Annotated in this window: 27 protein-coding genes; 6 read left to right on the forward strand and 21 right to left on the reverse strand. The window is 62.6% G+C overall.

Annotated features, from left to right (window positions below; all coding sequences use genetic code 11):
• Positions 1 to 52: 52 nt before the first annotated feature.
• Positions 53 to 382 (reverse strand): hypothetical protein, encoded by a 330-nt coding sequence (locus tag AC25Z0_RS04040; RefSeq protein WP_488132395.1) that lies wholly within the window; start codon positions 380 to 382, stop codon positions 53 to 55.
• A gap of 1,072 nt (positions 383 to 1,454) precedes the next feature.
• Here AC25Z0_RS04040 and AC25Z0_RS04045 point away from each other — a divergent pair.
• The 5 genes from AC25Z0_RS04045 to AC25Z0_RS04065 are packed head-to-tail and all read left to right on the forward strand — an operon-like array spanning position 1,455 to position 8,892.
• Positions 1,455 to 1,997, forward strand: a complete 543-nt coding sequence (locus tag AC25Z0_RS04045; RefSeq protein WP_488132396.1) for a DNA-binding protein — start codon at positions 1,455 to 1,457, stop codon at positions 1,995 to 1,997.
• A gap of 34 nt (positions 1,998 to 2,031) precedes the next feature.
• Positions 2,032 to 3,519, forward strand: a complete 1,488-nt coding sequence (locus AC25Z0_RS04050; RefSeq protein ID WP_488132397.1) for a DUF3375 family protein — start codon at positions 2,032 to 2,034, stop codon at positions 3,517 to 3,519.
• Complete coding sequence (locus tag AC25Z0_RS04055) at positions 3,516 to 4,325, forward strand: DUF4194 domain-containing protein (RefSeq protein ID WP_488132398.1); 810 nt, start codon at positions 3,516 to 3,518, stop codon at positions 4,323 to 4,325. Before AC25Z0_RS04050 ends, AC25Z0_RS04055 begins: the two co-directional genes overlap by 4 nt.
• A complete protein-coding gene (locus tag AC25Z0_RS04060) occupies positions 4,322 to 7,708 on the forward strand; it encodes an ATP-binding protein (protein ID WP_488132399.1) in 3,387 nt (1,128 codons plus the stop codon). The genes AC25Z0_RS04055 and AC25Z0_RS04060 overlap by 4 nt, the downstream gene beginning before the upstream one ends.
• Positions 7,705 to 8,892, forward strand: a complete 1,188-nt coding sequence (locus AC25Z0_RS04065) for a Wadjet anti-phage system protein JetD domain-containing protein (protein WP_488132400.1) — start codon at positions 7,705 to 7,707, stop codon at positions 8,890 to 8,892. The genes AC25Z0_RS04060 and AC25Z0_RS04065 overlap by 4 nt, the downstream gene beginning before the upstream one ends.
• Before the next feature lie 4 nt (positions 8,893 to 8,896).
• Here the strand turns inward: AC25Z0_RS04065 and AC25Z0_RS04070 are convergent, their stop codons facing one another.
• The 20 genes from AC25Z0_RS04070 to AC25Z0_RS04165 form a co-directional block, all read right to left on the reverse strand.
• Positions 8,897 to 9,115, reverse strand: a complete 219-nt coding sequence (locus AC25Z0_RS04070) for a hypothetical protein (RefSeq protein WP_488132401.1) — start codon at positions 9,113 to 9,115, stop codon at positions 8,897 to 8,899.
• A gap of 77 nt (positions 9,116 to 9,192) precedes the next feature.
• Positions 9,193 to 9,564, reverse strand: a complete 372-nt coding sequence (locus tag AC25Z0_RS04075) for a PIN domain-containing protein (RefSeq protein WP_488132402.1) — start codon at positions 9,562 to 9,564, stop codon at positions 9,193 to 9,195.
• A gap of 2 nt (positions 9,565 to 9,566) precedes the next feature.
• The gene (locus AC25Z0_RS04080; RefSeq protein ID WP_488132403.1) at positions 9,567 to 9,992 is read right to left on the reverse strand and encodes a type II toxin-antitoxin system Phd/YefM family antitoxin; all 426 of its coding nucleotides are present in this window, start codon (positions 9,990 to 9,992) and stop codon (positions 9,567 to 9,569) included.
• A gap of 312 nt (positions 9,993 to 10,304) precedes the next feature.
• Positions 10,305 to 10,643, reverse strand: coding sequence for a hypothetical protein (locus AC25Z0_RS04085; protein ID WP_488132404.1), 339 nt, complete (start codon positions 10,641 to 10,643; stop codon positions 10,305 to 10,307).
• A gap of 642 nt (positions 10,644 to 11,285) precedes the next feature.
• On the reverse strand, positions 11,286 to 11,690 hold the full coding sequence (locus tag AC25Z0_RS04090) for a PIN domain-containing protein (RefSeq protein WP_488132405.1): 405 nt from the start codon (positions 11,688 to 11,690) through the stop codon (positions 11,286 to 11,288).
• Complete coding sequence (locus AC25Z0_RS04095) at positions 11,687 to 11,923, reverse strand: type II toxin-antitoxin system VapB family antitoxin (protein WP_488132406.1); 237 nt, start codon at positions 11,921 to 11,923, stop codon at positions 11,687 to 11,689. The genes AC25Z0_RS04090 and AC25Z0_RS04095 overlap by 4 nt, the downstream gene beginning before the upstream one ends.
• 131 nt (positions 11,924 to 12,054) lie before the next feature.
• A complete protein-coding gene (locus AC25Z0_RS04100) occupies positions 12,055 to 12,669 on the reverse strand; it encodes a primase-like DNA-binding domain-containing protein (protein WP_488132407.1) in 615 nt (204 codons plus the stop codon).
• A 582-nt stretch (positions 12,670 to 13,251) separates the two neighbouring features.
• Positions 13,252 to 13,902 carry an aminoacyl-tRNA hydrolase gene (locus AC25Z0_RS04105; RefSeq protein ID WP_488132408.1) on the reverse strand — a complete coding sequence of 217 codons (651 nt, stop codon included), beginning with the start codon at positions 13,900 to 13,902 and terminating at the stop codon, positions 13,252 to 13,254.
• Positions 13,903 to 13,954: 52 nt separating this feature from the next.
• Positions 13,955 to 14,284: a hypothetical protein gene (locus AC25Z0_RS04110; protein ID WP_488132409.1), complete on the reverse strand. Its 330-nt coding sequence runs from the start codon at positions 14,282 to 14,284 to the stop codon at positions 13,955 to 13,957.
• Positions 14,285 to 14,385: 101 nt separating this feature from the next.
• Positions 14,386 to 14,523: a hypothetical protein gene (locus AC25Z0_RS04115; RefSeq protein WP_488132410.1), complete on the reverse strand. Its 138-nt coding sequence runs from the start codon at positions 14,521 to 14,523 to the stop codon at positions 14,386 to 14,388.
• Between the two features lie 214 nt (positions 14,524 to 14,737).
• On the reverse strand, positions 14,738 to 15,655 hold the full coding sequence (locus AC25Z0_RS04120; protein WP_488132411.1) for a hypothetical protein: 918 nt from the start codon (positions 15,653 to 15,655) through the stop codon (positions 14,738 to 14,740).
• The gene (locus tag AC25Z0_RS04125) at positions 15,648 to 16,274 is read right to left on the reverse strand and encodes a hypothetical protein (RefSeq protein WP_488132412.1); all 627 of its coding nucleotides are present in this window, start codon (positions 16,272 to 16,274) and stop codon (positions 15,648 to 15,650) included. The genes AC25Z0_RS04120 and AC25Z0_RS04125 overlap by 8 nt, the downstream gene beginning before the upstream one ends.
• A gap of 1,833 nt (positions 16,275 to 18,107) precedes the next feature.
• Complete coding sequence (locus AC25Z0_RS04130) at positions 18,108 to 18,980, reverse strand: metallophosphoesterase (RefSeq protein WP_488132413.1); 873 nt, start codon at positions 18,978 to 18,980, stop codon at positions 18,108 to 18,110.
• A gap of 7 nt (positions 18,981 to 18,987) precedes the next feature.
• Complete coding sequence (locus AC25Z0_RS04135; protein ID WP_488132414.1) at positions 18,988 to 19,590, reverse strand: hypothetical protein; 603 nt, start codon at positions 19,588 to 19,590, stop codon at positions 18,988 to 18,990.
• 198 nt (positions 19,591 to 19,788) lie between these two features.
• The gene (locus AC25Z0_RS04140; protein WP_488132415.1) at positions 19,789 to 20,097 is read right to left on the reverse strand and encodes a hypothetical protein; all 309 of its coding nucleotides are present in this window, start codon (positions 20,095 to 20,097) and stop codon (positions 19,789 to 19,791) included.
• 436 nt (positions 20,098 to 20,533) lie between these two features.
• Complete coding sequence (locus AC25Z0_RS04145; protein ID WP_488132416.1) at positions 20,534 to 22,051, reverse strand: relaxase/mobilization nuclease domain-containing protein; 1,518 nt, start codon at positions 22,049 to 22,051, stop codon at positions 20,534 to 20,536.
• Between the two features lie 3 nt (positions 22,052 to 22,054).
• Positions 22,055 to 22,573: a hypothetical protein gene (locus AC25Z0_RS04150; protein ID WP_488132417.1), complete on the reverse strand. Its 519-nt coding sequence runs from the start codon at positions 22,571 to 22,573 to the stop codon at positions 22,055 to 22,057.
• 331 nt (positions 22,574 to 22,904) lie between these two features.
• Positions 22,905 to 23,261: a hypothetical protein gene (locus AC25Z0_RS04155; RefSeq protein WP_488132418.1), complete on the reverse strand. Its 357-nt coding sequence runs from the start codon at positions 23,259 to 23,261 to the stop codon at positions 22,905 to 22,907.
• Between the two features lie 217 nt (positions 23,262 to 23,478).
• The gene (locus AC25Z0_RS04160; protein ID WP_488132419.1) at positions 23,479 to 24,399 is read right to left on the reverse strand and encodes a DUF2637 domain-containing protein; all 921 of its coding nucleotides are present in this window, start codon (positions 24,397 to 24,399) and stop codon (positions 23,479 to 23,481) included.
• Between the two features lie 334 nt (positions 24,400 to 24,733).
• Entirely contained in the window at positions 24,734 to 24,976 is a 243-nt protein-coding gene (locus tag AC25Z0_RS04165) for a helix-turn-helix transcriptional regulator (RefSeq protein ID WP_488132420.1), read from the reverse strand.
• 752 nt (positions 24,977 to 25,728) lie between these two features.
• On the opposite strand from AC25Z0_RS04165, the gene AC25Z0_RS04170 reads away from it, so the two are divergent.
• Positions 25,729 to 26,427 (forward strand): hypothetical protein, encoded by a 699-nt coding sequence (locus AC25Z0_RS04170; protein ID WP_488132421.1) that lies wholly within the window; start codon positions 25,729 to 25,731, stop codon positions 26,425 to 26,427.
• Positions 26,428 to 26,466: the final 39 nt, after the last annotated feature.

Below are 26,466 nucleotides of genomic sequence, written 5' to 3' on the forward strand. Positions count from 1 at the left end.
AGAAGCCCCCGCGCTATTGCGGGGGCTTCTTGTCTTTTCGGCGCGAGGGGCGTCACGGCTGGGGCTCGGCCGGCGAAGCCAGGACGCCGTTCCAACAAGCACCGCCACCAAACTGATAGAGATCCCGAACGGCGCAGTCACCATCGCCGACATTGGACTCCAAATACGTCGCGAGTTCGGTGACTGCGGGGTTGTAGCCAACGTAGACGCCTGGAGCGAGCGCGACCGTCTGCGGCGACTTGATCCAACTCGCTAGGCGGTCGTCCAGTTGGGCCGTGTCGACCACGAGGGGGTAGCCCTCCACGACGGGGGCTCCGGAGGCGTAAAGCAATTGCTTCGACCGTGTCGGATCCTGCGGGTAGTCGTCAAGTATGTCGATCACGCCATCCGCGTCGGTGTCCGCCGGCGGAGTACGTGTCGGCTTGGGGGTTGGCTTTTCTGTGAGCTTTTCCGCCGCGGACTCCGCCTCCGTTTGCGCCGAGGGCGGGGGAGAGGGTTCTGATTGACTGGTCGCACAGCCGGAAGTGATTAACCCCCCGAGGAGCAGGACGACCGCGGGGACGAGACTTTGCTTCAAACGGGCCATAACAACCGAGTGTATAAAGGCGACTGTGCGCGACAGGGTGCTTCGCAACCCCAGTTCGAGGGGCTCATCTGAGCGCCAGGTCTACAGCAGACAGCGAGAGATTAGCTTTCTGGCCACTTTCAGGTGATAGCTCGCGTCGTGGTCCTCTGCGCGGTTCGTTTTGTGCACTACAGCGAGCATGTGGTTGTCTGCGCTTGCCGCCACGCACTGACCGGGTGGGTGCCGGCGAATCAGCGCAAGGACTACTTCGACCCGCTTGCGGAGGCCAACGATCCCAGGCAGAAGACGCGCCGGAAGTAGCTGCTCGAGGCGGTCACTCGGCCGACGACGCGCCTGAGGCCGGGACGATCGTTGGAGCATCAATCTGGTCAGGGTCGAAGTGGCGACTTATGATGCGCTCAACGGTGGCAGGCTGTCGTCGGGGTCGGGGGAGCCCCTCCTGGGCGGATGTGATCCATTGGGCCGCAGCGGCGGATTCACGTGCGTTGCCATACGCGTACAGGGCGAGGGCCTCGAGAACTCTGCGGGAGTGTATTCGGAAGTCCAGTCGATGTTCGCGTCCCGGGAGGCGTGCTGATGGTCGGCGTCGAGCTGATGTCAGACCCAGGGACCAACATGGAATCGTGAGCCCCATCGACCACCCCGTCATTGCTCCGCCGGTTCAGGCCGGAAGTGGGAAACGTCGTTGTCGACCTGGTTAACGGCGAACTTAGCGGGGCGGGCCGTTAGTCAGCCCATGCGCCTGGCCAACGACACCAAGCGTCCGGAATCCGGTCTCGTCTTTCGGTAAGGTAATTGGTAAGGTAACGCTATTACCGCATTTCCCCTTACCGAATTGCCCAATTGCCGACGTTCTTGAGGAGCTGACATGAGCGAGGATTCCAAGAGCCTCACTGCCGAGGAGAGGGCCACGAGCGCCGCCGACGAGCTGGCCGCCGAGGGTCTAAGTGTGACTGCCGCGGCCGTCCGAGAGCGCTCCGGTGTGCGCATGTCCACCGCACTCGCGGCCTCGAGGGAGTGGAAGGAGCGGGAGAAGAAGTCCAGGGAAGAGTTCGCCGAGCCAGTGCCGGAGCAGCTTCAGGCCCGCCTCCTGTCTGCTTTCGAAGGCGCATGGCGCGAGGCGCGCGCCTTGTCCCGTTCCGAGTTCGATGGCGCACGTGCCGGCTTGGAGGCGAAGCTGCTCACGTCCGAGGGCGAAGTGGCCAAGCTCACCGCGGCGGTCGACGAACTCGAGCAGGACCTTGAGGCGGCACGAGCCCTAGCGGCAGAGACGGCGGCTGACCAGGCGTCACGGCTTGCCGACGAACGCTCGCGAGCAGACCGGGCCGAGGGCGCGCTGGGGACTGTGACCGCCGAACGCGACCGGCTGCTCGCCCAGCTCGAAACGATTCGCACCACTACGGGCGACTGACGTAGACCAGATCGCAACAAAGGAGTTGGGTGGCATGGCAACAGGTATAGAGGGCGACGTCGCACGCATCGAGGCGGGCCTGAACACGCCGACTCTGAAGCTGCTGGACCGCAAGTCCGCTGGCGTCGCCATGTCAATCTTCGCTGCCGTGTTCCAGCAGGATGCTCAGCCGATACCGGTTGAGCGCTTCCACAGCGTGGTCGAGGCTCTTCTCGATGAGCTCAAGAGCTTGGGATACGCCGCGCCTTCGAGCAACGGGAAGACTCTGGCGATGCAGTGGGTGCGTGAGCGCTGGCTCTACCGCGATCCCGGCCGTGGCCAGGAGACCTATCAGCTCACCGGCGATGCCAAACAGGCCATGGACTTCGTGACCCGGGCGACCCGCACACAGCTGAACGTCTCCCTGTCTCGGATCGAGACCATGCGACGCGTCGTTTCCGAGGCGGCACTCGTTGCCAATCCAGACCGCGAAGAGCGCAAGCGCCGTCTCGCTGAAGAGATCAGCCGCCTGCAATTCGAGTACGAGCGTCTGGACGCCGGCGGCGAGCTGCCGGGGTCTTCGGAGGTCGAGCTGACCGAGCAGTTCGCGAACGTGCTGCGGGAACTCGATGGCCTGCCCTCGGACTTCCGCCGCGTCGAAGAGACCGTCCGCGACATGCACCGGGTCATCACCAAGCGGTTCCGCGAGGAGGAGCGCCCGGTGGGTGAAGTGGTCGACGACTATCTGGACCAGTCGGCCAACCTGCTGACCGTGACCCCTGAGGGTCGAGCGTTCTCTGGCGCCCTGGAGCTGCTCCGCAAGCCTGATTGGCTGACGAGCCTGCGCGTTGATCTCGAGACGATCCTCGCTCACCCTTGGTCGGGCACACTGCTCCCCGACGAGCAACGCCAGCTCCGGACGACTGTCGACGTGATTCGCCGTGGCATTTCTGACGTCCTCAGCCAGCGCCAGCGGCTCACGGCGACGCTGCGCGAGCACATCGAGAACTACGACCACATCAAGAACCGCGAGCTTGACGCTGCGCTGCGCGGTGTCGATCGTGAGATGCGCGCGTGGATGCAATCGGCCAAGGCCCGCGATCACGTGGACGTCGAGCTCGTTCCACCGGGCATGGACATTGCAGCGTTGAGGTTCCGGACGTTCGACCCTGAAAGCGAACGCGCGCCCGAACCGCTCGAGGACGTGTCCCGTGAGGCCCCTGTTGGACTGTCTCTCGACGACATCCGCAAGCAGGGTGGCCCGTCGTTGGACCAGCTTCGTCGGCAGATCGAGGAGATGCAGGTTACGGGCGACCTTGAGTCCGCGGCGGCGCTGTTCAATGCGCTGCCCGGTGACCTTCGCCGGCCGGTTGAGATCCTCGGCCTCTTGCACCTGTTCACCCGGATGGGGGCAGAGATCGACCCGGCGCTGCGCGAGCGAGTCTCTGCAGTGCGGCCGGACGGCAGCATGCGTCGGTTCCTCATCCCGACGTCCACTATCCAGGCAACCGAGAATGCTCGTTCCGAGGGGGAACCGCGATGACAGACACACTGACAGACGACGAGGGCGTCCTCGCCGTAGAGAAGGACCCGACCTACGCGTTCGATGCGTTCGACGTCGAGGCGGGACCGAACTACGAAGACGACGAGGCCGATCAGGCAAGCCTGGCGATGTTCGAGGGTGACACTGGCACGCTCTTCCCCGATCAGCGACGTTGCCTCCATGCGTTGCTGAAGCAGCGGTACATCTCGGCCGAGCGGCACCCAGAGTACTGGGCGACCCTCCTTGTAAGTGAGGACGTGATCAAGAGCCACCTGAACAATCTGTTCCTCGAGCTCCACGTCGACCGAGACTTCCAGGTTGCATTCAAGCGACAGGCCAGCACGGAGACCGGAGATCCGCTCCCTTCACTGCTGCGCGATATCGCGCACACCAAGGAAGAAACCATCGTGCTGATGTCGCTGCGGCAGCGGTTCTTTGCGCAGCAACAGGACGGCGAGGACGTCGTGTTCGTGGACCGCCAGACGCTGCTCGACGAAGTTGCCGACCAGCGCCCTGAGCACGCCACGCACCGCGCCATGGATCAGAAGCGAGCCGCCAAGGCAATCGACTCTTTGGTCAGCGCGGGCGTACTCCTGAAGACCGCAGACCCGGACCGATTCAGGATCTCGCCGATCATCGAGGTCCTCATGCCGATAGAGCGGCTCCGCGCCCTGTGGACGTGGTTTATGGCCCAGAACGGCACTGACGTGTCTGGCGCCGAGAACACAGGTGACACCAACGGTGACACTGGCGACTCCGACGACACTCTCGATTCGCTGTTCGACCTTGAGGAGGATGACGCATGACGCTCGACCTGGTGATCCCCGTGCAGCCGGCGCGTGGAATGGATCATGCACAGTGGCGCATCGAAGCGCTCCAGATGGCGAACTGGGGTGGGTTCCACGGCCTCCACGAGGTGAACTTCTCGCCCGGTTCCAGCCTCATGTCAGGCGCTTCGGGAGCGGGAAAGTCGACCCTGCTCGATGCTTACCTCGCCCTGATGATGCCCTCTGACACGCCGTTCAACGGGGCCTCCAACGACGCCGGAGGACGAGCCCGCTCGGCTGAGCAGCGCAACTTGCTCACCTACCTACGCGGCAAGATGGATACGAGCCGTGTTGACGGCTCGGAGGAGCTGCGCGACCAGGTGCTTCGCGGTGCCGACGGCAAGCCCATCTGGGGCGCACTGGCTGGGACGTTCATCAACGATGACGGCCGGCGCTACACCGTCCTGCGCATCTACTTCGCCAAGGCCGGCGCGAGTGTTGGCAGTGACGTCACGACGACCTTCGCGACCTTCGAGGGGCGTCTCGATCTCTCTAGGCTCGCGCCTCTGGCAGCTACTCGGTTCGATAAGCGCGCGCTGAAGGCCGCCCTTCCGGGTCTGGTCACCTTCAACACGTTCTGGGAATTCGAAGACAACATCCACACGCGTCTCGGCATCGGCGTCGGTGACGGCGGCCGGAAGGCCATGCGGCTGCTCGCGCGCGTTCAGGGTGGGATGCAGGTCAAGCGCGTCGACGGGCTCTACAAGTCGATGGTCCTTGAGGAGCCGATCACCTACCAGGTGGCCAACGACGCCCTCGAGCACTTCGCCAACCTGGAGGCGGCCTACTTCAAGATGACTGAGGAGGCGGACAAGGTCAAGGCGCTGAACCGGCTGCCCGGATTGCAACAGGACTTCGCAGAGGCCGAGGCGAGAGAACTCCTGATCCGCCAGTTCGGCGCCGACGACCAGGGACCATCACCGTTCCGGCTGTGGATGCTGCGCACTGAGCGGGGACTTCTCGACACCGCCGTGACGGAGAACCGCCGGGAGCACGCCGAGACCACGGCTACGTACAAGCAGGCCAAGGCCGATGAAGCCGAGTACGAGCGCCAGCTCACTCAGATTGCAGAGGACAAGCGCAGCAACGGCGGCGAGGCAATCGACGAGCGCCGGGAGGAGATGGGGCGTCTCGGCGGCAGCCGAGACGGCGTGTACGACGCCAACGTGAAGTTCCAGCTGCGCACTGAGGCCATCGGCCTGGTTGTGCCCGAGACGACTGAACAGTTCGCTGAGGCGCAGGTCGCAGCAGTGGAGTTCATGGCGGGTTTCAGCGCACGCGAGACGGCGTTGCAGGTCGAGGAGGAAGAGGTCCGCGGCGAGCTTTCCCCGTTGACCAGCCGGCAAGTGGATCTGTTGGGCGAGAAGAAGTCCCTCACAGGGCGTGCTGGAATGGTACCGCGCCGACTGCACGATGCGCGGGTGCGGATGGCACAGGCGGCGGGCCTTGACCCGATGGCTGATCTGCCGTTCGCGGCCGAGCTCATCGACGTGCTCCCGGAGGAAGCGCGCTGGCGCACGGCTGTCGAGAACACGCTCGGCGGCATCGCTCGGACTGTGCTCGTTGACCGACGTATCCGCGACCAGCTCTCTGCCGCGATCGACGGGGTTTCGATTCGTCCGCGCATCCGCTTTCAGGCTGTCACGCTCGCCGAGCACGAGGACTGGCGAGGTGATGCTGACCACGTTTCGGGGAAGCTCGCGTTCAAGGACTCGCCCTTCTCGCGTTGGGTTCAGGATCGAGTGGGTGACCCGGGCGTCGACCACCTCTGCGTTCTCGACACGGCATCCCTCGACGGGCGGGAGCCGCGCGTCACACCTTCTGGGCAGACCCGCAACGGCGACAAGGGTGCGCACGGGGAGTCCGGGGACGGCGACATCATCGGCTTCTCCAACGAGCGCCGGCTGGCCGACATCGACAGGCTACTGACTGAGCTCGAACCACAGCTCGTCTCGGTGCGCAAGCGGATCAACCAGGTGCAGGCACGCCTCGTCGATCTCCGCAAGCAGAAGGAGGCGCACGTCTTCGTCCAGGACACCGTCTGGGCCAATATCGACTATCTCGGGATCGAACGTCGCATCGGCGAACTCGAGGATGAGATCGCCAGGCTTCGCTCCGCCAACTCGATCCTGGATGCCCTACAGGCTGACGAAGAACGCATAAAGCCGCTGTTGAAGAAGGCCAATCGGTCCAAGGTCCTCGCCCAGGACAGTCTGGAGAAGCTGGAGAAGCGCCACGGCGATCTCGTCACCGGGCAGGACAGCGCTCAGGACGGGGTGGATGCGATCGTCGATGCGCAGACAGCCACCGTCACCGATGATCAGCAGGCCTACTTGGACGCGCTGTTCAGGGACAACTGGGATGCCACGAGTCTGGACTCGTTCGCCAGGAACATGAGCGCCCTGCACAAGCGCCTGGGGGAGGAGGTTGACATTGCTCGTCGCGGCGCCCGCACCGCGGCGAACTCGATGGAGAGCATGTTCGAGGCGTACAAGGGCCGTTGGACGGAGCACAACCTCGGCACCACGGTCGCCTCGGCGGACGGCTACCGCGAGATCCTTGACCGGATCCAGTCAGAGGGACTGCATGAGCGTCGTGACCGGTGGCGCCGCGAGTTCGCAGCGTGGTCCAGCGACGACCTGCTGCGTCTAAACGACGCGTTCGATACTGCCCTGGAGGACATTGAGGACCGCCTCCTGCCCATCAACCGGATCCTCGAGACGCTTCCGTTTGGCGGCAAGGGCGTCTTGCAGATCAGCCTGCGTCGTCAGCAGAGTGCCGAGCTGAGCCTGTTCCGTCGCGGCCTCCGCGAGCTGTCGTCAGGACTGGCACAGGAGCTCACCGACCAGCAGGTCGAGACTCGGTTCAAGAAGCTTCGCGATTTCATGACCCTCCTGCGCGTCCCTGAAGGGCACACGCGGTCCTCAACCTCGCAGCGCGACAGGTACCTGGACGTGCGCCAGCACGTCGTCGTAACCGCGGTTTGTCTCGACGAGAACCGACACGAGATCGCAAGCTACGACTCCCTCGGTGGCAAGTCCGGCGGAGAGACGCAGGAACTCATCGCGTTCATTGTCGGCTCGGCGCTGCGGTACCAGCTCGGCGACGAGGCACGTTCACGGCCCCGGTTCGCGCCGGTGTTCCTCGACGAAGGGTTCGTGAAGTCCGACAGCGAGTTCGCCGGCCGGGCCGTCAAGGCATGGCAGGACCTCGGGTTCCAGCTCGTCATCGGCGCACCGCTCGACAAGGTGACGGCACTCGAGCCCCACATGGACATGCTGCTCACCGTCACCAAGAACGACCGTGGGTACTCGTACGTCGTTGATCTGCTCGATGAGCCTGATGCCGGAGATGAAGCATGAAGACACCTGTCGCCATCGTCGCGGACATCCGCCGCCGACTGAGCGATAAGTGGCACACGGACCTGGTCGGCGAGGAAGCTGTGTTTCCGCGCGCGTTCCCCCTGGGGGCTCCCGACGAGGTCGAGCTGAGCGAGGCCTACGCGTTAATACATGTGCGGACGGAGGACTTGCAGGACTGGGCCAAGCGAACCGACGTTCTGCTCGCCTTCACAAATCGTAAGGCTCAGGGCAAGTCCGTGCAGAGAGTACCCACTCACGCACGAGTCAATTCGATAGATCACGCCGTCGCGATCGTTGGCGGCGACTGGCCCGACAAGCTTGAGCGCGGCCGCGCGCGGCTCATCATCCTGCGCGAGCGCTACCCCGATGTGAACGACATGGGTCGTACGCTGCGGCTCGTTGACGCGTACTCGGATGTCGATTTCGAGTTGCTCCTCACCGTTGCCGACTGGTACCTCCAGGATCCGGCCCGCGCCGCGCTCGGCGTCACCCCGCGCCAAGTGCCGATCCCCGGCGTGCACGCGAAATGGCTTCAGTCCCACCGGCCGGGGGTCCAAGCGCTCACAGGTCTTGCCGACCTTGGCCTCTTGCCCGAACACCCGTCCCGCATCCACTTCACCTACCTCGACCCTGACTACAGGGCGTCCGGTGCGCGCGTCCACGACTCGGCCACAGTCGGCGATGCATTCGCGCCGGCCTATCAGCCCGAGGTCGTCGTCATCTCGGAGAACAAGGACACGGCCATCCACTTCCCGACCATTGCCGGCGGCATGTCTGTCGAAGGCGTTGGCAAGGGTGGCAAGACGGTCGCGTCGTTCCCTTGGGTCAGAGACGCGCCCGTGGTGGTCTACTGGGGCGACATCGACCGGGATGGCTACGAGATCCTCGACGGCTACCGGGTCGACTTCGATCGCGACGTTGACTCGATCCTCATGGATCCGGAGACCTACGAGGCGTACGAGCAGTTCGGCACCGACTTCGACAAGAACGGAAAAGCGATCACGGCCGGAACCCCAAAACCCGTGGGGAGGCTCCATGCGGATGAACGGGCCGTGTATCTGCGTGTCCTTGATATTCAGCGCACAGGACATCGACGGCTCGAGCAAGAACGCATTCCCTTGGACCGGGCACGTGACGCTGTACAGCTGGTCCGTGAACGAGAAACATCTGGTCGCACAGAATAGTTGCTCAGCGCGCAGGTCCGCGCTTGACTATGCCACCTTGCGCGTCTGCCTCGGTCCATGATCGCTGGGCCTGTGTGAGCTCGGCGGCGAGGTTCAGATGCGCCACGCGATAGTTGACTCGTTCATCCCAGCTCGCTCGTGCCTGACCACGCTCATCGAGGTCGTCGTAGTTGGCCTCGCCCGAGAGCACGTGCTGGATGTCATGCAAGCTGGAGCTGCTCATGCGGCCAGCGTAGCGACAGATGCGCCTCAGCGTCGCGACTCAAACGCCTGTCTTGCGCTCCGCTGTGCTCTGCAGGTTTAGACCGCGATGATTTCGATCATTTTGTTGACCAGTTCGAAGTCTTTCGGGTTACGGGTCATCAGGGCAGCGCCCATTGCGTATGCGTGGCCAGCGATCATGATGTCCTTGCTGCGTGCATGATTCGGGCGCGTTTGATGCACGGTGACAGCCAGGGTTCCGTACCCGATGGCCGCCTTCTCATCGAACGGTGTCCACTCGAACTTGGAATCCAGGAGCGTCAACTTCGCCTGGCGTGCGGCGTGTTTGGGAGTACCGATCGTCAGCTGAAGTCCGAACTGAAGCTCAGCGAGCGTGATCGCGCTACAGACGAACAGCTCGTTCTCCGGCCACGCGGCAGGGAAGTCGATGAGGACGCTGGTGTCGAGCATGATCATTTTTCGGCTGCGTCCTGTGCGGCTGCGTTCACTTCAAGCCCAACGGCGGCGGCGACCTGCTCGGCGGCGCGGCGCGCTGCCGCATCCCAGGGATCAACGATCGGATCGTTTTCGAGTTCTCGCGCTTCCCTAAGTTCGCGGGCCCAGTCTGCGCTGGCTTCGCTCGTTGCTGTGCTGGCGCCAGCTAGCCGGGACATCGCGGTCAGGGACGCGCTGCTCACGAATCTGCTCCGGACTGTGGCATCACGCTGAATGACCACTCCGACGGCCTTGCCGTTGCTGAGTACGTCAAACTGCTCGCCACTCGCCGCCCTGGCGATGATCTCGCTGGGGTTTTGTTTCAGCTCCCTGATGCCCACTGTTTGTCGGGGCGCTGCCTGCGCAGGTACCGTCTGCGCGGGCGCTGCCTGGTCGGTATTCATGACTCGATCTTATCAAGCATGTAGCCCGCGTTCTACATTTTATGCGGAGACACTGCGCCGGCCGGCAGCTATGCCGGGTGCTCAACTCGTCGAGAGGTCCGGCGTCTAGTTACCTCTGGCCGTTGGCCAACAGCACGGAGTAGCCTCCGGTCTCATGGTTGACCTTGAGAGCGTGGGCCCTCCGAACTGCCCGAATTGCCTGCACCAGTGCGTCGCGGTCGAGAAGCACGGCCGTACCTACTGGCTGTGCCCGGCTTGCCGGCTGCCGATGCTGAACAGGTAGGGGACGGAGCGTGGGCACTGCAGCTCGGTTCAGCCGCTGAACGCGTCGTCAACCATCGCCTGGGCGGCGCGGGCGACTTCATCCAGCCGTCCCTCGCGGATCGCGTTCACTGGGGTGTCGTTCTCGAGCCAGGGATTGGCGCCGACGAACCAAGCACGCGCGACATGCTCGCCCTCAGCCCTCGCGACGATCTGCCACTGCTCGTAGGTGAACTGGAGGCGGGCTATTGCCTCGGCCCTCGGCTCGGGGCCGTCATGCTTCACCCATTCGCTTGCGGCGGCCGAGTCAGTCGACCCAGCCAGAGCGGCGACGAGGGTGCCGCCGAGGGCGGCGTTCAAGCGCCGAGTGATCTCGCGTGGGTTGTTCATTTTGTGGTCTCCAGCGGGTAGCTCAGCACGAGACCACTGGCGATGCTCCGGTCATAGGACTCATCGTGGTCGTCGGTGCGACTCTCGCGGTGCATAGCCGTGGCCATGTGGCCGCTGGCGCTTGAGCACTTCGCGCAATGCTGCGGCGTTCTGGAGAACCGGCTGGCGTAGGGCCGCTGGGCGCCGCAGTCGTCGCAGACCCAGGTCCCACAAGCGAGGCATGCGCGTGTCTCACGTGTCTCGTCTCGGGTTGTCGACTGTTCGGTGGCGTTTGCCATGGGGTCCCTTCTGAGGCGAGGCGATTGCAGGTGTGGCTCAGAGAATCGATACGACTTCGGTCGACCAGGTGCTCGGCCAGTCGGTGCTCATTCTTAGCTGTTCAGCGACGACTTGTGCCCGTTGCTCCGATTCGAAGACTGCAGCTTCGTCCTCGCTCGCTCCGCCGTCGTCTACGTCGTACTGGTTATCCTCGTTGGTCGCCCAACCGAACGTGCCACCGAAGCAGCCATGGTCATCAGTTCCTGTGCAGTCGCTGCACGTCACCCTTATTCGGTGAGTCATCTCAGTGCTCATGGTGGGTGCTCCTTGGTATTGAGGCTGGGGACATGTTTCGAAGGGTCATTCGATAGACAGCGCAGCACCCTACGCCGTGATGTACTCCTGGCGAACTGCGCCATCCGTGGCAATCTCGAGGTACTTGAAGTCGTGATCGGAGTTCAAGACGACAGCGTCGTTGGCGATGGCGTATGCAGCGATGAGGCAGTCAAAGGCGCCTGCGGCACGCATCAGCCCGCTTTCCCACAGCGCCTGCTGGATATTGAGCGCGTCCTTCTCAGATGGATGCTCCCACGCCGCGAGGAGCTCTTCCATATCCTCTCTCAGCTCCGTGTACTCATCGCTTGTTCGCGCGGAGTGGCAGTACTCCAGGACTTGGGGAGGGCAGGTGATGATGAGGTGATAGGGAGAGATCTCCCTGAGCCGCTGCGCGATGGTCGGGCTGGTGCCGGCCTTCTGCCAGACGCTGTTGTCGACGAGGTACGTCGTCACAGCGTGTCGTACTCGGCTGGCAGGCTCGCGCTGGTCGGCGCGATGGTCGGCGCGTCGATCTGGTCTGGCTCGAAACGGCGGCCGATGATGCGCTCGACAGCGGAGGGCTGCCTGCGAACAGCGATCAGGGTTCGGAGGGCGAGATCAACAGTCTCGCGATTCGACGTGGTCCCGGCCAGCAGCTTGGCCTGCTTGAGCTCGTCCTGGTCGATGTCGATTGAGGTGATGGCCATGGTGCCTCCTTTGATCTATATAAGTGACTATATAAGATCGGCGTTGGATTGTCAGTGCCGGCACGGGCCTGCTCGGATTGATTTGGTTGGCCTCCAGCGCACGTCGCTGGCCGAGGCCACCAGGCGTATGCTCAGCGTGAGGTAGCTGCGGCAGTGCCGGCGCGGCCTGGCAGGGTCGAGGCCCTGCGGAACCCGTGGATGCAAGCGTGCGACGTGTCGCGAGTCCAGGAGGGCAGCCCGCTGGCGAGGGGTTCAGGCGCATCCATCAGCGAGCCGGGACGTGAGCGGTAGTGGATCCACTCGCCTGATGCACTCATGATTTCCTTCAGGCGTCGCGTGAGCGCCTTCTTCCGGATGGGTGCGTCTTCGGGGAACTCGACACCCATCCACCGCTCGTACAGGGCGTGGACGAAGTCCGTGGGGAGGAAGTCCCAGGCGAACTGGTCGGCGAAGGCGCTCCAGAATGCCAGGACCTTCTCATCGGCGTCGATGTCGACGAGCTTGAGGTCGTAGCGCTGTTGGGCAAGAGATGCTGATGACAGCCCGAGCGCGTAGGCAATGTCCGCCCAGCTGTGGCGAGTTTGTGGATCAGTGCGGAGCTCGGCGACGCAGGAGCGAAGTAGCTCGTCGACGCAGTCTCGTGCGGCGCTGAGAGCGGTGAGTTCGTCGATGGTGGCTGGTCGGTGGGTGCTCAGGCAGTTGAGTTCGCCGATGGCGGTACTGAGGGTCTGCTCGGTGTTGCGCATGGCGACTTCTTCCTTGTTGAGTTTGTACTTGTTCCGTTTTTTCCGCGCAAAAGGGCAGATGCACCTCCGATTGATTTCAATCGGAGGTGCGCGCTCGTCAGAATAATTGCCTGATGAGGAGGTGTTTCCCTAGCTCAGGGTTGGAGCTAGCGCACCGGCGATTTCGACTGGTTTTTACATCGAAGGTGCGCTCTTTGGGTGTTTTTCTCTTGATTTATCAACAAAGAGTAGAGAGTTATAGAGAAATGCACCTTATGCACCTCCACATCGCAGAAACCCTACACATGCGCGCCTGCGCACACACACGCATATAGTTCTTCCAATATCGCGGTGCATAAGGTGCATTGAAGCGTTTTACCTGGTGAGGGTGCAAAAAGAGCGCACCTTATCGACTTTTAATCGGAGGTGCGCTCCTCTGGGCGATCGCTTACACGAGAGACACTTTCCCTCTCTGATCAGGCATTTTAGGGGAGTAGACACAGTGCAGCACCGCACCTCCGATTGCAATCCAACATAAGGTGCGCTGCCTGTTCTGGCTGGTTTTCGGCCCTAAAACACGTGCTCAGCAGCCTTCTGGCGTGCTCAGACGAGCTGTTCGCGGCGCTCGAGGTGGGCGCGAGCTGTGGCCGTGCCCGGCACAATCTCTGTCAGACCCTTGTCGACGATCGTGATGATCGAGAGGTCCTGTGCGTCTGTGTCGTCAGCGAAGCTGACCTCGTAGAGGCTGAGACCAGGGTCATTAGCCCAGGCAACCCGCGTGCTGATGGACTGCGCCAGCAGCCAGGCGCCCAGCGCGTGAGCCACCTGAGCGGCAGTCTTGCCGGTGCTCATGGTGACGTCCGCATTGACCTCGATGGACGGGGTCACGGCCGCCGGACGGTAGAAGTCCTCAGCCTCGCGGTGAAGATCCAATCCCGCGACCTGGAGCCGGCTAATTGCAGACGGACTCTCGTCGTAGCGTAGCGGCGCGAAGCTGATAGCCACGGCCTCACCGACGGTCACCTCGGTGCTCAGCAGCGGTAGCCGCCTGAGGCGTTCAAGATCAGCCGGCCGCTTCGTGCGTCGCACGCTCTTAGTGAAGCTGCCCTGCAACCACGTGTGCCAGGGGTCAGCACCGAGGTCGGCGTTCGCCATGGCGAGCCCGGAGGCAATAGCTGCGGCGGCGATGGTGTCGAAGCGCGTCGAGGGACGCACGATGATGGGCTGGACTAGGCCAGTGGCTTGATATGTCATGGGGCGTGCCTTTCAGGTTGTGTGCTCTGGTGCGCACCCCGAAAGGCACGCGTCAGAGCTGGTAGTCGATGTCGGTATCGGTATCGGTATTGGAGTGCGGGGCGCGTTGTGGGTCCAGCTCCAGCTCCAGCTCCAGCCCACGGGGGTCGAGCGTCATATCGCGCAGCTCTGGATGCCGCACGTGTCGCTCTTTGACGGTTGTCGCGGTCACAGACGCATGTGTCTTCTTGCCGCGCCGCAGAGCGCCCTCTGGGGACCGATCAGCCTCGATTACGAGCAACAACACGTTCGCAAGCTCCTGAGCCGCCTCCTGGGCGCTGAGAGCGTCTGTGGCGCGAAGGCGCTGGTGCTCGAAGCGGGCGTCCACGAGGTTCTTGATCACCGCGTCCGGGGATGTAGTCCTACTCGCTCAACGTTCCGCCCGTTTGCGTAGGTGTGCCATGCCGAGGCGTCGTACTCGTCGCCGGTGATTTCGCCGGCAATCTACTTGCGCAGGAGGTCCCGCAGGTATGGATCTTCGAGCGTGTGCCCGGCCGAGCCATTGATGCCATCGACGCGGGCCATTCGCTCGTTGATCTGGTCTTCGGTGAGCGGCTGTGCTGGCGTGCTGTTGTCAGCCATGATCAACCTCGTGTTGTCGTTGGATACTAGGGTCGCAGACAAAGAATCCCCCGAAGAGCCGAAGCTCCCCGGGGGATTCAGTGTGTTGATGGTGAGCCCGAGGGCGAACCATCAGTGCTGGGCGCGCCACCCGGTTGGTGACGTGGCCCGATCCTCCATCTACCGCTGGTAGACGAGGTGATTGTGATGGGCTCTGGGCTCTGGGCTTAGGCGCCTAGCAGGGCTTGGTGCCGCCCATGCCGTTGTCAGTTAGACATCCGCCGGTGGGGTTTGTGGGACCACCAACGTGGAAACTGCCGCCCCCGCCACCAGAGCTACCTCCAGAACTGGAACCGCCACCGCTGCTCGATCCGCCACCTCCACCGGAGTACCCGGAGTCGGAGTCGTCGTAGTAGAAAGCTTCAGCAGCAGCCTGTTCGGCAGCGATGCGTGCAGCCTCGGCCGCGGCAGCGGCTTCAGCAGCAACACGAGCAGCCTCGGCTTCAGCCGCGACGCGCGCGGCTTCGATCTCAGCGGCGATGCGGGCAGCTTCACCAGTCTGGAACACAGCGAAGTCGGCGGTCAGAGCCGCGACGCTCGTGTCGAGCGCCTCGGTGGCCGTCTTGGAGTCTGCAGTCTTTGCCGTGATGGCTGAAGCCTCGTCGCGGGTTGTGCACTCGGTGGGGATCTTGATCTTCGCGAGTGCCGCGCGAGCCGTGGTCACGTCGGCGACCAGGTCGGCGCCGCTGGCGCGAGCAGTGACTGCGTCGACGCCGGCAACGGCCTCAACGCCTTCGCTGGCCTCGACTGCCTTCACAGCCTTGACCGCTTCGACGGCGGGACGCGCGGTTGCGTAGTCAGCGCTCGTGTGCGCTGTTCCACTGGCATCCGCCGGCAACGTGGTGCTCTTGACCGTCTCGAGCGCAGCGTCTGCCTTCTCGATGGATGCCTTGGCAGCCTTGGTCGCAGCCGCACCCTTGTCGAGGGCAGCGACGCACTGGCGCGCGGTCTCGTCAGCGGCTGCACTGGCGACGCTCACGGAGATGACGGTAACGCCGGTCGCGAGGACCAGTACGCTCGCCGCGAGGATCGCGATGAGCTTCGTGCGCGACCTCGGTGGCTTGGTGATTGGGGTGCTGATCTCGTCAGTCATGGTCATCATCTCCTTCTTGAAGTTGTGGGGTGAGTGCTTGGTAGTTGGTGCTCGGCAGCGGGTTACTTGCCGAAGCCAGGGCAGCTGGCCAGAGGCCGAGCGGTGCGTCTTGAGCTTCTTGCTGAAGCACCTGCACGTAGTTGGAGGTCGTGTCGGAGTTGGCGTAGGCGTAGGCGTATCCGACCTTGATCAGGTTCGAACCGTAGGTATCCTGACCTCTCGCACGGAGTGATCCATAGTGATCACCATCGGCGTCGATCCAGACCCCGTCAGTGACAGAGGTGTAATCGAAATAGGTCGGGATACCGATTCTCTCCGACGCGAAGGTGACAGATTCCTCGTAGCCGCATTCACCCTTAGTGGGTGCGACAACGCCGGTGATGTGCAGCGTGAAGTCCGTGCCGTACAGCGGGTCGAGCTCCTGGGTGGGCGCAACTACGAGAGTTGCGACATTCGTGATGCTGACGATCTCGATCTCACGACTGTCAGGCACCGTCTGAGGCACCTCGGCGGTCGCGCTGGGTACAGGGGTTGGCTGAGAGGCGGCCGGCTCGGCTGCTGCGCAGCCTGCAAGGAGGATGGTCGCGATGGCCATGATTGTCATCGGAATGATCTTCATGGAGTTTCTGGGCATTGCTAAGGCTCTCCCATCCTCGTGCTGGCCCGCGGGAACAACTCGCCCCCAGACGTGGGGGTTGGGCTCGGGGCCCAAAGCGCGGGAGCGCATATGGGCGTCGATGCGGCCCCGAGCAGGTCCACGTCCGCCTTCGAAGGCCGCGGCAGGAACCGGTGCCCGGCCATGGAGCGGCCACTACGACGCTGCCAGACACACTGAGGGCCTGCCTAGGCGGATGAGGTAGCTAACCGATACATGGCCTGGCAACTTCACGGGGTTCACTGAGCAGTTAGCAACGCCGTCAGGCCGTCGCGTTTCGGTTGATGCATGAGGTGATTGTGGTGTGCTCGCACCTCGGCGTCTGCACACCCGCCGAAGTGGATACAGCCGGAAAGCCCTTATGCGAATTCAATTCCATGCGAAATGGTTCGCGGGACCCCGACCTCATGGATGCGCAAATCGAGTTCGGACGTCGTCCCAGCGACGCGAAAGTACGTGTGCTGCGGGTTGATATTCGCTCCGCGCAGGACCAGCCGGGGGCAGAACTCCGGTGACTGGAGGGCTGACACCAAGCGACCGAATCGAGGCGCGTCAAATCGCTCCACCGTGAGTTCCACACTGAATCGGCCGGGTTGGTTCCACCAACTGTCAATGCTTCGGGCTCCAAAACGGCGAAGTAGCCCGAACCGTCTGACTACCGCACTTACGACCTCAGCGTCGTCAGGGCGAAGTTGTGTTTGTATTTCTTGTGGCGACAGCACGTCGGTTGGGCCCACCGAGATATGTCCTGTTCCCCGCCCATATGCTGCCCTTCGAGCCCGAAGGAATTCACCGACGGGTACTCCCACAAAGCGCACTGAACCTGGGCGGTTTAGGAGAAAGAATTCGACCCCATCCAGATCGTGGTGTGTCCGATACCTGAGGCTGGGGATGCCATTGCTGACGGTGCTGGAGCCTTCCTCCCAATTGGGGAGCAATTCACTAGCGAGACGCCGTGCCACTCCGCTGGGAGAGACATGGACTTCGAGCGAGTCGCTCGCCGCTGCGATCCGAGTGATTTCGATTCCAGCACGGTCCCGACGGATCGGACTGTGCAGCGGTCGCAGCGAACCGAATATTTCACCCTCGAGAAATTGTTGCGATGCGGTGGGAGGCGTAACGATCGCAGCCGAAGTTCGGCGTGATTTGAGAGCGTTGAGGGAGTGGTTGTAGGGCTCGAGTAGAGCGGCGCTTCGCAGGGATGCGCGGCGGGCGAGAGTTGTACGTGTGGACATATGGGTAGCTCCATCTGCAATTGCCGACCCAAATGCTGGAACTCGTATCCATCGACGAACAATAGCGATACGGCGAAGCCACTTGCTTTCTTTCACTTTTTGGAAGCTCGGTCGGTAGCGTTCCAAAGTGGGGGATCCGTTGCCCTCATGAATGTTCTCACGTTTTGGGTGCCGAATGTTCCGGAGCTGGTGTTAGTCACTCACCGCCAACCAATAGTTTCGACGGATTCAACCACACCATGGGCGTCTCCGCCGTCACGGAGCAACCCGGCTGGGGTCTTGCGCCCCGCGGCGACGGCGATCAGGGTCCGGAAGGCAAGTCCGACAGTTTTGCGATTCGAGGTGACCCTGGACAACCCTTGGGCTGGGCCTGGTCTATGTCGATTGATGCGATGGCCACGCTGCCTCCTTGGGAGTGGATCCTAGGCAATCACGTAGGATTCACTGGCTCTGAACTGTTGGCGATGGTCGTGCTTGCGCGCAGAGTCTCCGGATCAACCGCAGAACGCGTCGTTTATCAGACCTGCCATTTACAGCGTCGATCGTCTTGGGGAGTTGCGGCTCAGCTATTGGTTCCCTCGCTCTCGGGCCGGGTCATAAACTGGGTCTCCCAATCTCTTGTGCGTCGAACCCGCGGCGGCTTGGGTGCGCCCGAGAGCCATTGCCAGTTCAGCGTCGACAGCTCAAGGAGGGCGAGGTTTCTGGCCTGGCCGTCACGGCCGAGCGAAACAACTTGCTGCCCTGACGGGAGTGTGACGTCATCTGCGACGTGCATATGGCCGTGGAAGAGCAATGTAGGGGCGAGTCCCTCCCAAACCCGCGTAACGAGCGCCCGCGACTGGCGTGAGTAGTCCAAGGCTTCCGGGGGCCAGCGCATCGGGTTGCTGCCGAGTACGGATTCCGAAGCCGAGGTGCCTCCATCGATAGTTTCGTGCGTGAGCAGGACGTCTGCGGGGCCGCCGCTGATCGCATGCGTGACGTCCCGTGCCGTGGGCATCTCGCCAGGGAACCAGTCGACGCCCGCGGTTCGCATTTCAAAGTCGACGGAAGCGGCACCGCCGAATGATGCGAAGCTCCTGTTGCCGATCTGGAATCGATAGCCGCGGGGGAGGACCTCAACCACGGAGCTCAGTGCCACCGGTGTGCCGGGTTGTGAGTCGAATTCCTTGTCGATCCAAGCCCAGTCTTCGTGGTTCCCCGGGGTGACGAGTACTTGTGAGATCCCGGCTCTGTCACACCAGAAGTCGACAGCGTGGAGGAACTTGCGTCCTTTCGCGCCACTCCAGATTCCGAAGTCTCCGACATGCAGGATCGTCCTTACGCCAGAGATCTCGCGGGCTATTGCCGGCATGACCTTGCCCACCCAGTCGGTGTTTCCGTGCCAGTCGCCGGCGACGACTACATGGGTCGCGGCGCGAAGGGTAGATGTTGCCACTAGATGCTCACCACCAATCGTTGGTCTCAACAATCTGTGTCACGTCGTCGACGACGCCTCCGTCGCGGAGCCATTCGACTGGAGTCTTGCGCCCAACGGCGACGAGGCTCCGCTGCGGGGTCGCCATGAATGCGGCTGCGCTCCTCCAGTGCAATCTAGGGGTGACGACCTCGATAATCTCGGAGAGCCCGGGAAGCAGCTTCTCGGGGAACCCGACGTTGAATTGCCAGCTGGGGAAGCGGAGCCGGCCCGAAATCTCGAACGCGTACAGGTGCCCCTCGGCAACGGCAGCCTGGATGGCTTCGTCGCTCCAACCCAGGAATCCTGCGATGTCCTCCAGCGACTTGGTTGTGAAGAGACCCATTAACCACTCCTCCGCTTCGCCGAGCTGCAAACTACCTCGGTCCACGGCCGCGGAAGTCTCGGTCCACTCTTCAGCGGTGAACGTGCCCGATTCGATCAGGAAGCACTTTTCGGCCTCGGTGTGCCTGTTTCTCGAGACCGGTCTCATGGCGAGCAACATCTCGGTGAGCGCTTGGACGAAATAATTCGAGTCGCCTCCAAGCTGAGCTATCGCTTCTCCGAAGCGTCGCAGGGCGTCGTCCGACACCTGCGGTCCAGATCGTCCTTCGGTGCCATTGGAGGCGGGTGGCGAACACGTCATAAGGGCCAACGCTAGAGGTTCCCCAGCATCGCTGCTCGTGGGGGAATAGGGCTCAAGAGGTCCATCGCGGCATCCTTTTTGCTCGGGAACGAACATATAAGGCACGAATCTCTCAGGTTCAGGACGCCTGCCGACTCGGTAGATTCACAGGTTGCTGGCAGTCACGGTGCCCGGCGGCAGCTCGTCAAGGATTCGCCCAACAGCCTTCCGCTGCTCAGGAGTCATCTCGTCGATGCCGCGCTTTTCGATCGCGATCACCCACCACACAGTGTCTTTGATGGTGCAATCTGGGCAAGTGCGTGGCGAGATCACACCCCACGTTCCCATCTTGGGTGGGTAGTCCCAACCGGCCTCATATGCGCGTTGTGACTCGAGCAGTTCTTCACGACCACACGACTCGCACCAATGAACGAATGCGTCGGTCGGGGAGTCAGAATCGCGGGCAGGGTTCATGCCCCTGACTGTAGTCGTGCTTTCAGTGTTGTTCACTGAGCTGCTCATGGATCACGCGGATCGGCGACGGTACCGAGCAGCCAGCCCAACATGGAAATCAATGTGTTTCGTGTTTACCCGACTTGTTCTGATGGATGTAGGCGCGGGGCCACGGGACGCAGGCTCTGGTCCAGCGCGCCGCCGAAGCGCACCCTGGCGGGTGAGGTCGCTGACTCACACCAGCAGGTCCCCGTCGCCGAAGTCACGGGCCGAATTCAAGACAAGCAAGACAAACAATGCTCGTGTTCTTGGGCTCAAAACGGTCGCGGCCGCGGTCGTGGGCTAGGGCCCGTCACCGCACAGTGGGTGCTCGATGCATTTTCGACGACGCTCTGGGCCGCATTCGCGGCGGCAATGCGCACGCAGGCCTCGCCCCTAGGCGAAACCGTGGCAGGTGTCAGTCGCCGAGTTCGGGGCCATGCCTGCTGGGCGTGGCGGCGAGCGTGGTGTCCTCGAACCACTCGGGGTGCTCGAGCCGCCGCTTGCGCTGCTCGAGCGTCATCGCTTTGCGTTCTGCGTATTGCGCAGTTGACACCGGCGGCAGGCCCAATCGACGGTTTCGCGCATTTATCTTTTGCAGCTCGTCTGATTCGCCTTTCTTAACCTGAACTTCTGAGACCTTCTCGGTGGTGTCAGCTTCGTCCCCCGTCCAGGAAACCGGCGGGGTGGCTTCCTGGATCTCGTCAGCTTCGCGGGTATCTGAGAGCGATGCGCCACTGGGAACTTGCACTGCGGCCTGCACGTGGGCTGCGTTGGTCTCCTGTGGCGCCGCCTCCGACGTTTTGCCCGCCACGTGGTCGGCGATCATGCGTCGAGTAATGGCGTCCGCTTGTTCGCCGGCCTCATCCAATGCGGCCCGCATCCGTTCTTTCATCGACGCCATCCGTTGCATCGGTTTGTTCGGTGGACCTGAAGAGACCGACTGCGACACTGTGGCAACGACCGGCGCGAGCGCAACCTGTGCTTGCACTGTTGCACAATTGCGCGCCAGGGCCTCCTCCACGGCGTCCATTTCGAAGTCTGCGCCGAGCGTTGCGCACCGTCGCCGGTCGCTCGACGAAGGTTCGGCGCGTGTTCCATCGGGCTGCTCGCGGAGCATGCCATACGAGATTCCACGGCCCTTCTTGCCCCGCTGCTCAATGCGCACGCCGTGCGTTCGGCCGGCCTCAACGAACCCGGCCCAATCGGTCGCCGCGGGGTCCGCTAGAGCCTGCTCGATGCTGTGCTTGAGGATGGTCGTACTGAACGGCTCAGGCTTGTGCGCCGCCCCGAACTCATCGGCAATCTCGTTGTCTGCTTCCCACAGGATGTAGCGCTGAAACTCGCGAAGCTCGCTGCCTTGAGTGGAGTGAGCTCTTCGCAAGCCACTCGGCTCACCCCGCTCCCTACGCTCAGTTGCGTCAGAGAATGCCTGCTTGAGATCTGCGCGCTGCTCGAACCCTTCGGCCACGAGAATTCGCTCATGCACTTCGACCAGACGCGAGTGCATGACGATGCTGCTGTTGAGGCTTCTTCCTGTCTTGGTCTCGATGCTATTGACGACGAGGTGATTGTGAATGCACCCGGTCTTGCCGTCACGCTGGGTGACAACGAGCACCTGCCGTCCAGGAAATCTGTCTTCTGCCAGAGCCCTCCCAAGCTTTTGCGCGGTCAGCCAAGAATCCGGATCGTCAGGCGCCATCTCGTCTCGTCCAAACGATTGGATGACGTGGTAGGCCTGGACGTACGCGCCGGGCTTGTCCTTGTTGAACTTCTTGCGCACGTCGCGCATCTGTTTTTCGGCAACCGATACGAGCAGCCCACCGACGCCGGATGCCATGACGTACCGCTCGCCCTGCTGGTCCTTCTTGTCGTTGAGGACGTAGTTGTTCAGAGCAGCGCTGCTGCGCGTCGGGCTCGCCATGATGACCGCCATGGCTCAAGCCTCCCCGCGGCGGGGGAGCCCGCGATCGACCAAGAGCGCAATTCGACGCTCGATATCATCGGGCACGGCGCGCAGCGCTGCGACGCCTTCGAGAGCTGCGGAGATCTCCGCGGCGGTGGTTGGGTCACCGGCGTTGAGCTTTTTTGCGACCTGGTTTAGATTGCCGCCGAGTCGAGAAGCATGGTTGCGAATCGGACCAAGCTCGTAGCCGAGTCGGTCAGAGATTGCGTAAAGCCCCCAGTCGCTCGAGGCGGTACCGCTTCGCTCGATCGCTAGCGCTTTAGCCTCAATGTCGGCCGCTCCCACCTTGTCGGTGATGAGCAGCCGCAATGCTTCACTGAACGTGACCTCGTCGAGGTCTCGGCCGCTGGTCTGGGCCAAGGCCCGTCGCACGTCATCGACCGCTCGTTCCTCATCGTCGCTGAATCTCAACGTGCGGCGCTTCGCGAAGTTGACGGCCTTCTTCCTCGGACGCTTCGGCGTCGCTTCGCTTGCCTCATCGTTCCTCGTCATCAGTCCGCCCCCTTCGCTCGGTCTCTCTTGCAGCCTGGTCCTGTGTCTCCCACGCTCCGCGAGGGTGGTACCAGCCTACAAGAGAGACGGCAAGCAGTTTATCCGTCAGACATATCGCTTCGCTCTTGTCTTCTGGATAACGGCTTGGTCAGGCCTCCGGCCCGACACCCGGGGGAGGGCTCGCGCCTTCCCCCCGCCTGTGGCGGGTCCCCCCTGCCGATACAACGAGACCCCGTCAGCACCGCAAGGCGTGGCGGGGTTTCGTTGTGCGCATCGCCACAGTCATGCTGTGGCTCCGCACCGGTCATCCAACCTGGCGGAAGCCCATCGTTTAACCGGAAGCAGACGACGCCGCGCCAAGCGCGGTCGCCGCCTGTGGCTGCTGCTGGGGCGCAGCAGCAGCGCGCGCGTCACGCTCGCCGATGAGCCGTGCAACCGCCTCGACGAGGCGGACGGTTCGTTTGGTCTCGTCCTTGTCGGTCGAGACCTGCACAGGTCCGTTCTTGCCTTCGCGCATCGAAGGCTTCTCGGGTTCGATGCGGAGCATCTCGTAGAGCTCCTCGACCGCAGCGCAGCGCGCGAACGCTGCTGCTCTCACCGACTCTTTCACGCTCCTGTCGTATGCGTCTTGCTCGGCCTGGAGCTTCGCAATCTGTTCAGCTCGGAGCTGTGACTTTGTTTGCCTCATGTGGTTCCTTCGTGTCGTGTCGTGTGTCGTGTGTCGTGTGTCGTGTGACATGGGTTAGTCCCAATGCCGTTCGGGTTGAGGCCTAATGCTGCTCAGGTCGACGCTTCGAAGGCGCAGTCCGGATGCCCCGGCCGTGGCCGCCCGTCGATCTCCGGGTGCCCTGTGGAGGTAGTCGTACCCGGCCTCCTTCTCATAGTTCACTTGGTTCGGGGATTGCTCACCAGTTGGCGCGCACCATGTCGGGAGCCTGCTTGCGAGCATCAGCGAGACGACGCAATACAGTCCGGTCGTTCATGGGCTTTCCTGCCTCCCCGAACAGCTGCGACAGAGTTTCCTTAGTCACGTCACGCCCTGTCGCGGCCCGCGACACAATCCAATTGACTTGTCCTGCCCGGTCAGCCGGAATGGACTCAACTGCGTGTAAGTGCGGCACCTGGTCTGCAGGAGTGACAACCTCTGTCTCGCCAGTGTCAGGGGTGACAGTCACCGCGTCACGCGTCGCGACAGTCGTGACAGCAGCTGTGACAGTCGTGTCATGGATCGTGACAGGCGCGACAAACTCTGTCGCGCCCCTATCGGAGGCAGTGACGGCTGTGAGAGTGTCCGCGACAGCCGTGTCATCCACCACTGTCAAGCTGACAGGCGCAGGTGCCTCTGGCACGACAACCTCCCCGATTGACGCGAGCTCTGCGACAAGTTCTTCGGCCGGTGTCAGCAGACGCACGAGCATCTCGCTGGAGAACAGCAGGGCAACCGGTGGAATCGCACCCACGAAGATTGCGAAACCCATCGAGATTCCCTGGGTGGGGTCGTACACGGCTGCTGTGTGCACACCATTTCCGACCACTGACACGATGGCGAATCCCGACAACGTGACCCACGGCCACGCTGTCGCACGGCGTGAACGACCGCGCCATGCGAAGATCACGAGCATCGCGGTGACGATGCTGCCATCCACGATCAACGGCCAGGCCCACGCAATTTCGGCAGGAACGCCTGAGCGGGACGCGAGGTCACGCAACACCTCGAACGACAGGACGAAGGCGAGCATGGATATGCCCGCCACCAACACCGCGGCCACCGCGGACAGCCATCGGGGGACTCGAACCGGAGCGGAAGCCCCTCTCTTGGTTCTCATGCCGCGCTTGCTTTGTTCGCGCTGCGCAAGGGCACCTTCAACGCGTGATTGAGCTTTCTGGAGCGTGGCCGACGTTGGCCATCGCCCGACGCCTCGCGACGTAAGTTGGCGGCTCGCGGGTGTCGTGCAGGCTGTGCAATTGACTGGAGAACCCTCGTTTGAAGTGCTCCATGGGAAAGTCTGAATGGCGCCTGCACACGTCGCCGAACACGCCCGGCAACGATGCCCATCCTTCCTGACAGGCTTGTGAGTCCTGTCCACCCAAAGTTTAGGTTCTGGCATTTGGGCACTGCGAAACCCCCTGAATCGTGGGTGCCCGTATTTTTGGCGGCGCTCATCGGGCACCACCGATCACGCGGTCGGCCAGATACTGATCGAGATCAGCAATCCGGTAGACGATCCTGGCGCCGGTCTTTCCGAGTCGGACGTACGGCGGGCCCTCGCCGAGCGCGCGCCAGTTGGACAGCGTTTTACGTGAGACGCCGACGTAGGGCGCAGCAATCACGCTCGGCAGCGCGCAGGGCGGGATGGCAGCGATCGAGTGTGGGAGGTTTCCCCGAGTGGAAGTGGTGGCCATGATTGTCCTCAAAAATTGTGAATTTTCGAGGGACCTGATAGCCGAACCTATTAACGGTTGCTTGGCGTTTCCACTTCGTCGAGCCGAGAGACTCTGACCCTTTTTAGATTATTGGGCTGGCGTAAACGTATCACACCGGCCCGCTGCCGCCCGTTGCCGCCCGTTTTGACTTGAACGCGTATACAAAATACGTTCTAGCTATGACCACGCAGCGTGCAGCAACCACCCGTCTTGAGCCAGGGCAGCACTCGATCGACCGAGCGACTCCCCGGAAGCGCGAGGATGTATGGCTGCTCGATTGGTCCATTCGGCTCCACGACGGCCGACTGGTGGCCAAACGATCTCAGGGTGCCACCAAAGGTCAGCTCCGCCAGCGCGCTAAAGCCACTGCCGACGAGCTGCTCTCCTCGGGCGGGAGTGCCTGGAAAACCACTTCATCGTTGACTGAATACCTCGAGCAAGTGTCGAGGCCGTCAATTGAGAGCGCGCAGCTGAGGCCGAATAGCCGCGCACGATATTTCATTGTGCTGGGCCAACTCGTGGGGGAGTGCGCAGGGCATGCGCACGCACACTCACTCAAGGGTCACTCAATTAGTTCAGGTACGCGCTTCAGGGCGTTGGAGGCGTGCCTTATGGAAATCGCGGAGTTGCACGGTGCCGAAAGCGCAAAGCAAGCCCGCACAGTGCTGTCGAAGTATGTTTTGCAGCAGCTAATTCGTGACGAAGTGATCAGTGGCAACCCGCTGTCCGGAATGTCGATTGACCTCAAGTCCAACGCCAAGCCAAACACGATCGAACGAGGAGGGCAGGCGCTCACGCGGGATCAATACGACGCCGTGCTGGCTTACCTCTTGGAACTCGATCCGGCGGACGGTCTGATCGAGCCACGCCGTGGCCGATGGTCGCTCGGAGACAAGATCGCAAAACGCCGAAACGCCATCGACCTCACACTCCTCCAAGCGGCCACGGGTCTGAGGGTCTCCGAGGCAAACGCAATCACTTGGCGGCGGCACGTCGAGACCGACGACTGCGGCGTGATCCACGTGACCGTGACAAAGGACATCTCCAAAACTAATAGAGAGCGGCGCGTGCCAGTTCTCGACGACCGGGTCGCCGAGCGGCTGCTGACTCGCCAGAACGTTGCCCTGGGTCAAGCGGCGTACGTAATCGGCTCGCCAGCAGATTCGACGACCGAATGGGATCGTCGCAACTGCGGTGGGGAGGTTGCAAAGCTCTACCTCGAACTGGCTGAGTCCCTCGACATCAAACTGTTGAACACTGCGAGGACGCACGTCTGGCGAGCGACGCTCAATTCAATGCTGCTTGAGGTGCCTGAGGTGGTCCGCGCGGCCTTCTTCGGGCATGACGCAGCCGTGAACAGGGGCTCGTATACCGACCTCACGGACACGTCCACCATGATCGCCGCCGCCCGTCGACTTCGTGCCGTTTAGATCACCGGAGGTCCGTTCTAAACTCCGCTCTAGCTCCGG

It is taken from the genome of Leifsonia sp. Y862, assembly GCF_057669585.1.

Bases quoted from the DNA above. Each gene is read 5' to 3' on its own strand.
- AC25Z0_RS04045 (WP_488132396.1), top strand. From the start codon at position 1,455: ATGAGCGAGGATTCCAAGAGCCTCACTGCCGAGGAGAGGGCCACGAGC.
- AC25Z0_RS04050 (WP_488132397.1), top strand. From the start codon at position 2,032: ATGGCAACAGGTATAGAGGGCGACGTCGCACGCATCGAGGCGGGCCTG.
- AC25Z0_RS04055 (WP_488132398.1), top strand. From the start codon at position 3,516: ATGACAGACACACTGACAGACGACGAGGGCGTCCTCGCCGTAGAGAAG.
- AC25Z0_RS04060 (WP_488132399.1), top strand. From the start codon at position 4,322: ATGACGCTCGACCTGGTGATCCCCGTGCAGCCGGCGCGTGGAATGGAT.
- AC25Z0_RS04065 (WP_488132400.1), top strand. From the start codon at position 7,705: ATGAAGACACCTGTCGCCATCGTCGCGGACATCCGCCGCCGACTGAGC.
- AC25Z0_RS04070 (WP_488132401.1), bottom strand. From the start codon at position 9,115: ATGAGCAGCTCCAGCTTGCATGACATCCAGCACGTGCTCTCGGGCGAG.
- AC25Z0_RS04075 (WP_488132402.1), bottom strand. From the start codon at position 9,564: ATGCTCGACACCAGCGTCCTCATCGACTTCCCTGCCGCGTGGCCGGAG.
- AC25Z0_RS04080 (WP_488132403.1), bottom strand. From the start codon at position 9,992: ATGAATACCGACCAGGCAGCGCCCGCGCAGACGGTACCTGCGCAGGCA.
- AC25Z0_RS04085 (WP_488132404.1), bottom strand. From the start codon at position 10,643: ATGAACAACCCACGCGAGATCACTCGGCGCTTGAACGCCGCCCTCGGC.
- AC25Z0_RS04095 (WP_488132406.1), bottom strand. From the start codon at position 11,923: ATGGCCATCACCTCAATCGACATCGACCAGGACGAGCTCAAGCAGGCC.
- AC25Z0_RS04100 (WP_488132407.1), bottom strand. From the start codon at position 12,669: ATGCGCAACACCGAGCAGACCCTCAGTACCGCCATCGGCGAACTCAAC.
- AC25Z0_RS04105 (WP_488132408.1), bottom strand. From the start codon at position 13,902: ATGACATATCAAGCCACTGGCCTAGTCCAGCCCATCATCGTGCGTCCC.
- AC25Z0_RS04115 (WP_488132410.1), bottom strand. From the start codon at position 14,523: ATGGCTGACAACAGCACGCCAGCACAGCCGCTCACCGAAGACCAGATC.
- AC25Z0_RS04120 (WP_488132411.1), bottom strand. From the start codon at position 15,655: ATGACTGACGAGATCAGCACCCCAATCACCAAGCCACCGAGGTCGCGC.
- AC25Z0_RS04125 (WP_488132412.1), bottom strand. From the start codon at position 16,274: ATGAAGATCATTCCGATGACAATCATGGCCATCGCGACCATCCTCCTT.
- AC25Z0_RS04140 (WP_488132415.1), bottom strand. From the start codon at position 20,097: ATGAACCCTGCCCGCGATTCTGACTCCCCGACCGACGCATTCGTTCAT.
- AC25Z0_RS04145 (WP_488132416.1), bottom strand. From the start codon at position 22,051: ATGGCGGTCATCATGGCGAGCCCGACGCGCAGCAGCGCTGCTCTGAAC.
- AC25Z0_RS04150 (WP_488132417.1), bottom strand. From the start codon at position 22,573: ATGACGAGGAACGATGAGGCAAGCGAAGCGACGCCGAAGCGTCCGAGG.
- AC25Z0_RS04155 (WP_488132418.1), bottom strand. From the start codon at position 23,261: ATGAGGCAAACAAAGTCACAGCTCCGAGCTGAACAGATTGCGAAGCTC.
- AC25Z0_RS04160 (WP_488132419.1), bottom strand. From the start codon at position 24,399: ATGAGAACCAAGAGAGGGGCTTCCGCTCCGGTTCGAGTCCCCCGATGG.
- AC25Z0_RS04165 (WP_488132420.1), bottom strand. From the start codon at position 24,976: ATGGCCACCACTTCCACTCGGGGAAACCTCCCACACTCGATCGCTGCC.
- AC25Z0_RS04170 (WP_488132421.1), top strand. From the start codon at position 25,729: ATGTCGATTGACCTCAAGTCCAACGCCAAGCCAAACACGATCGAACGA.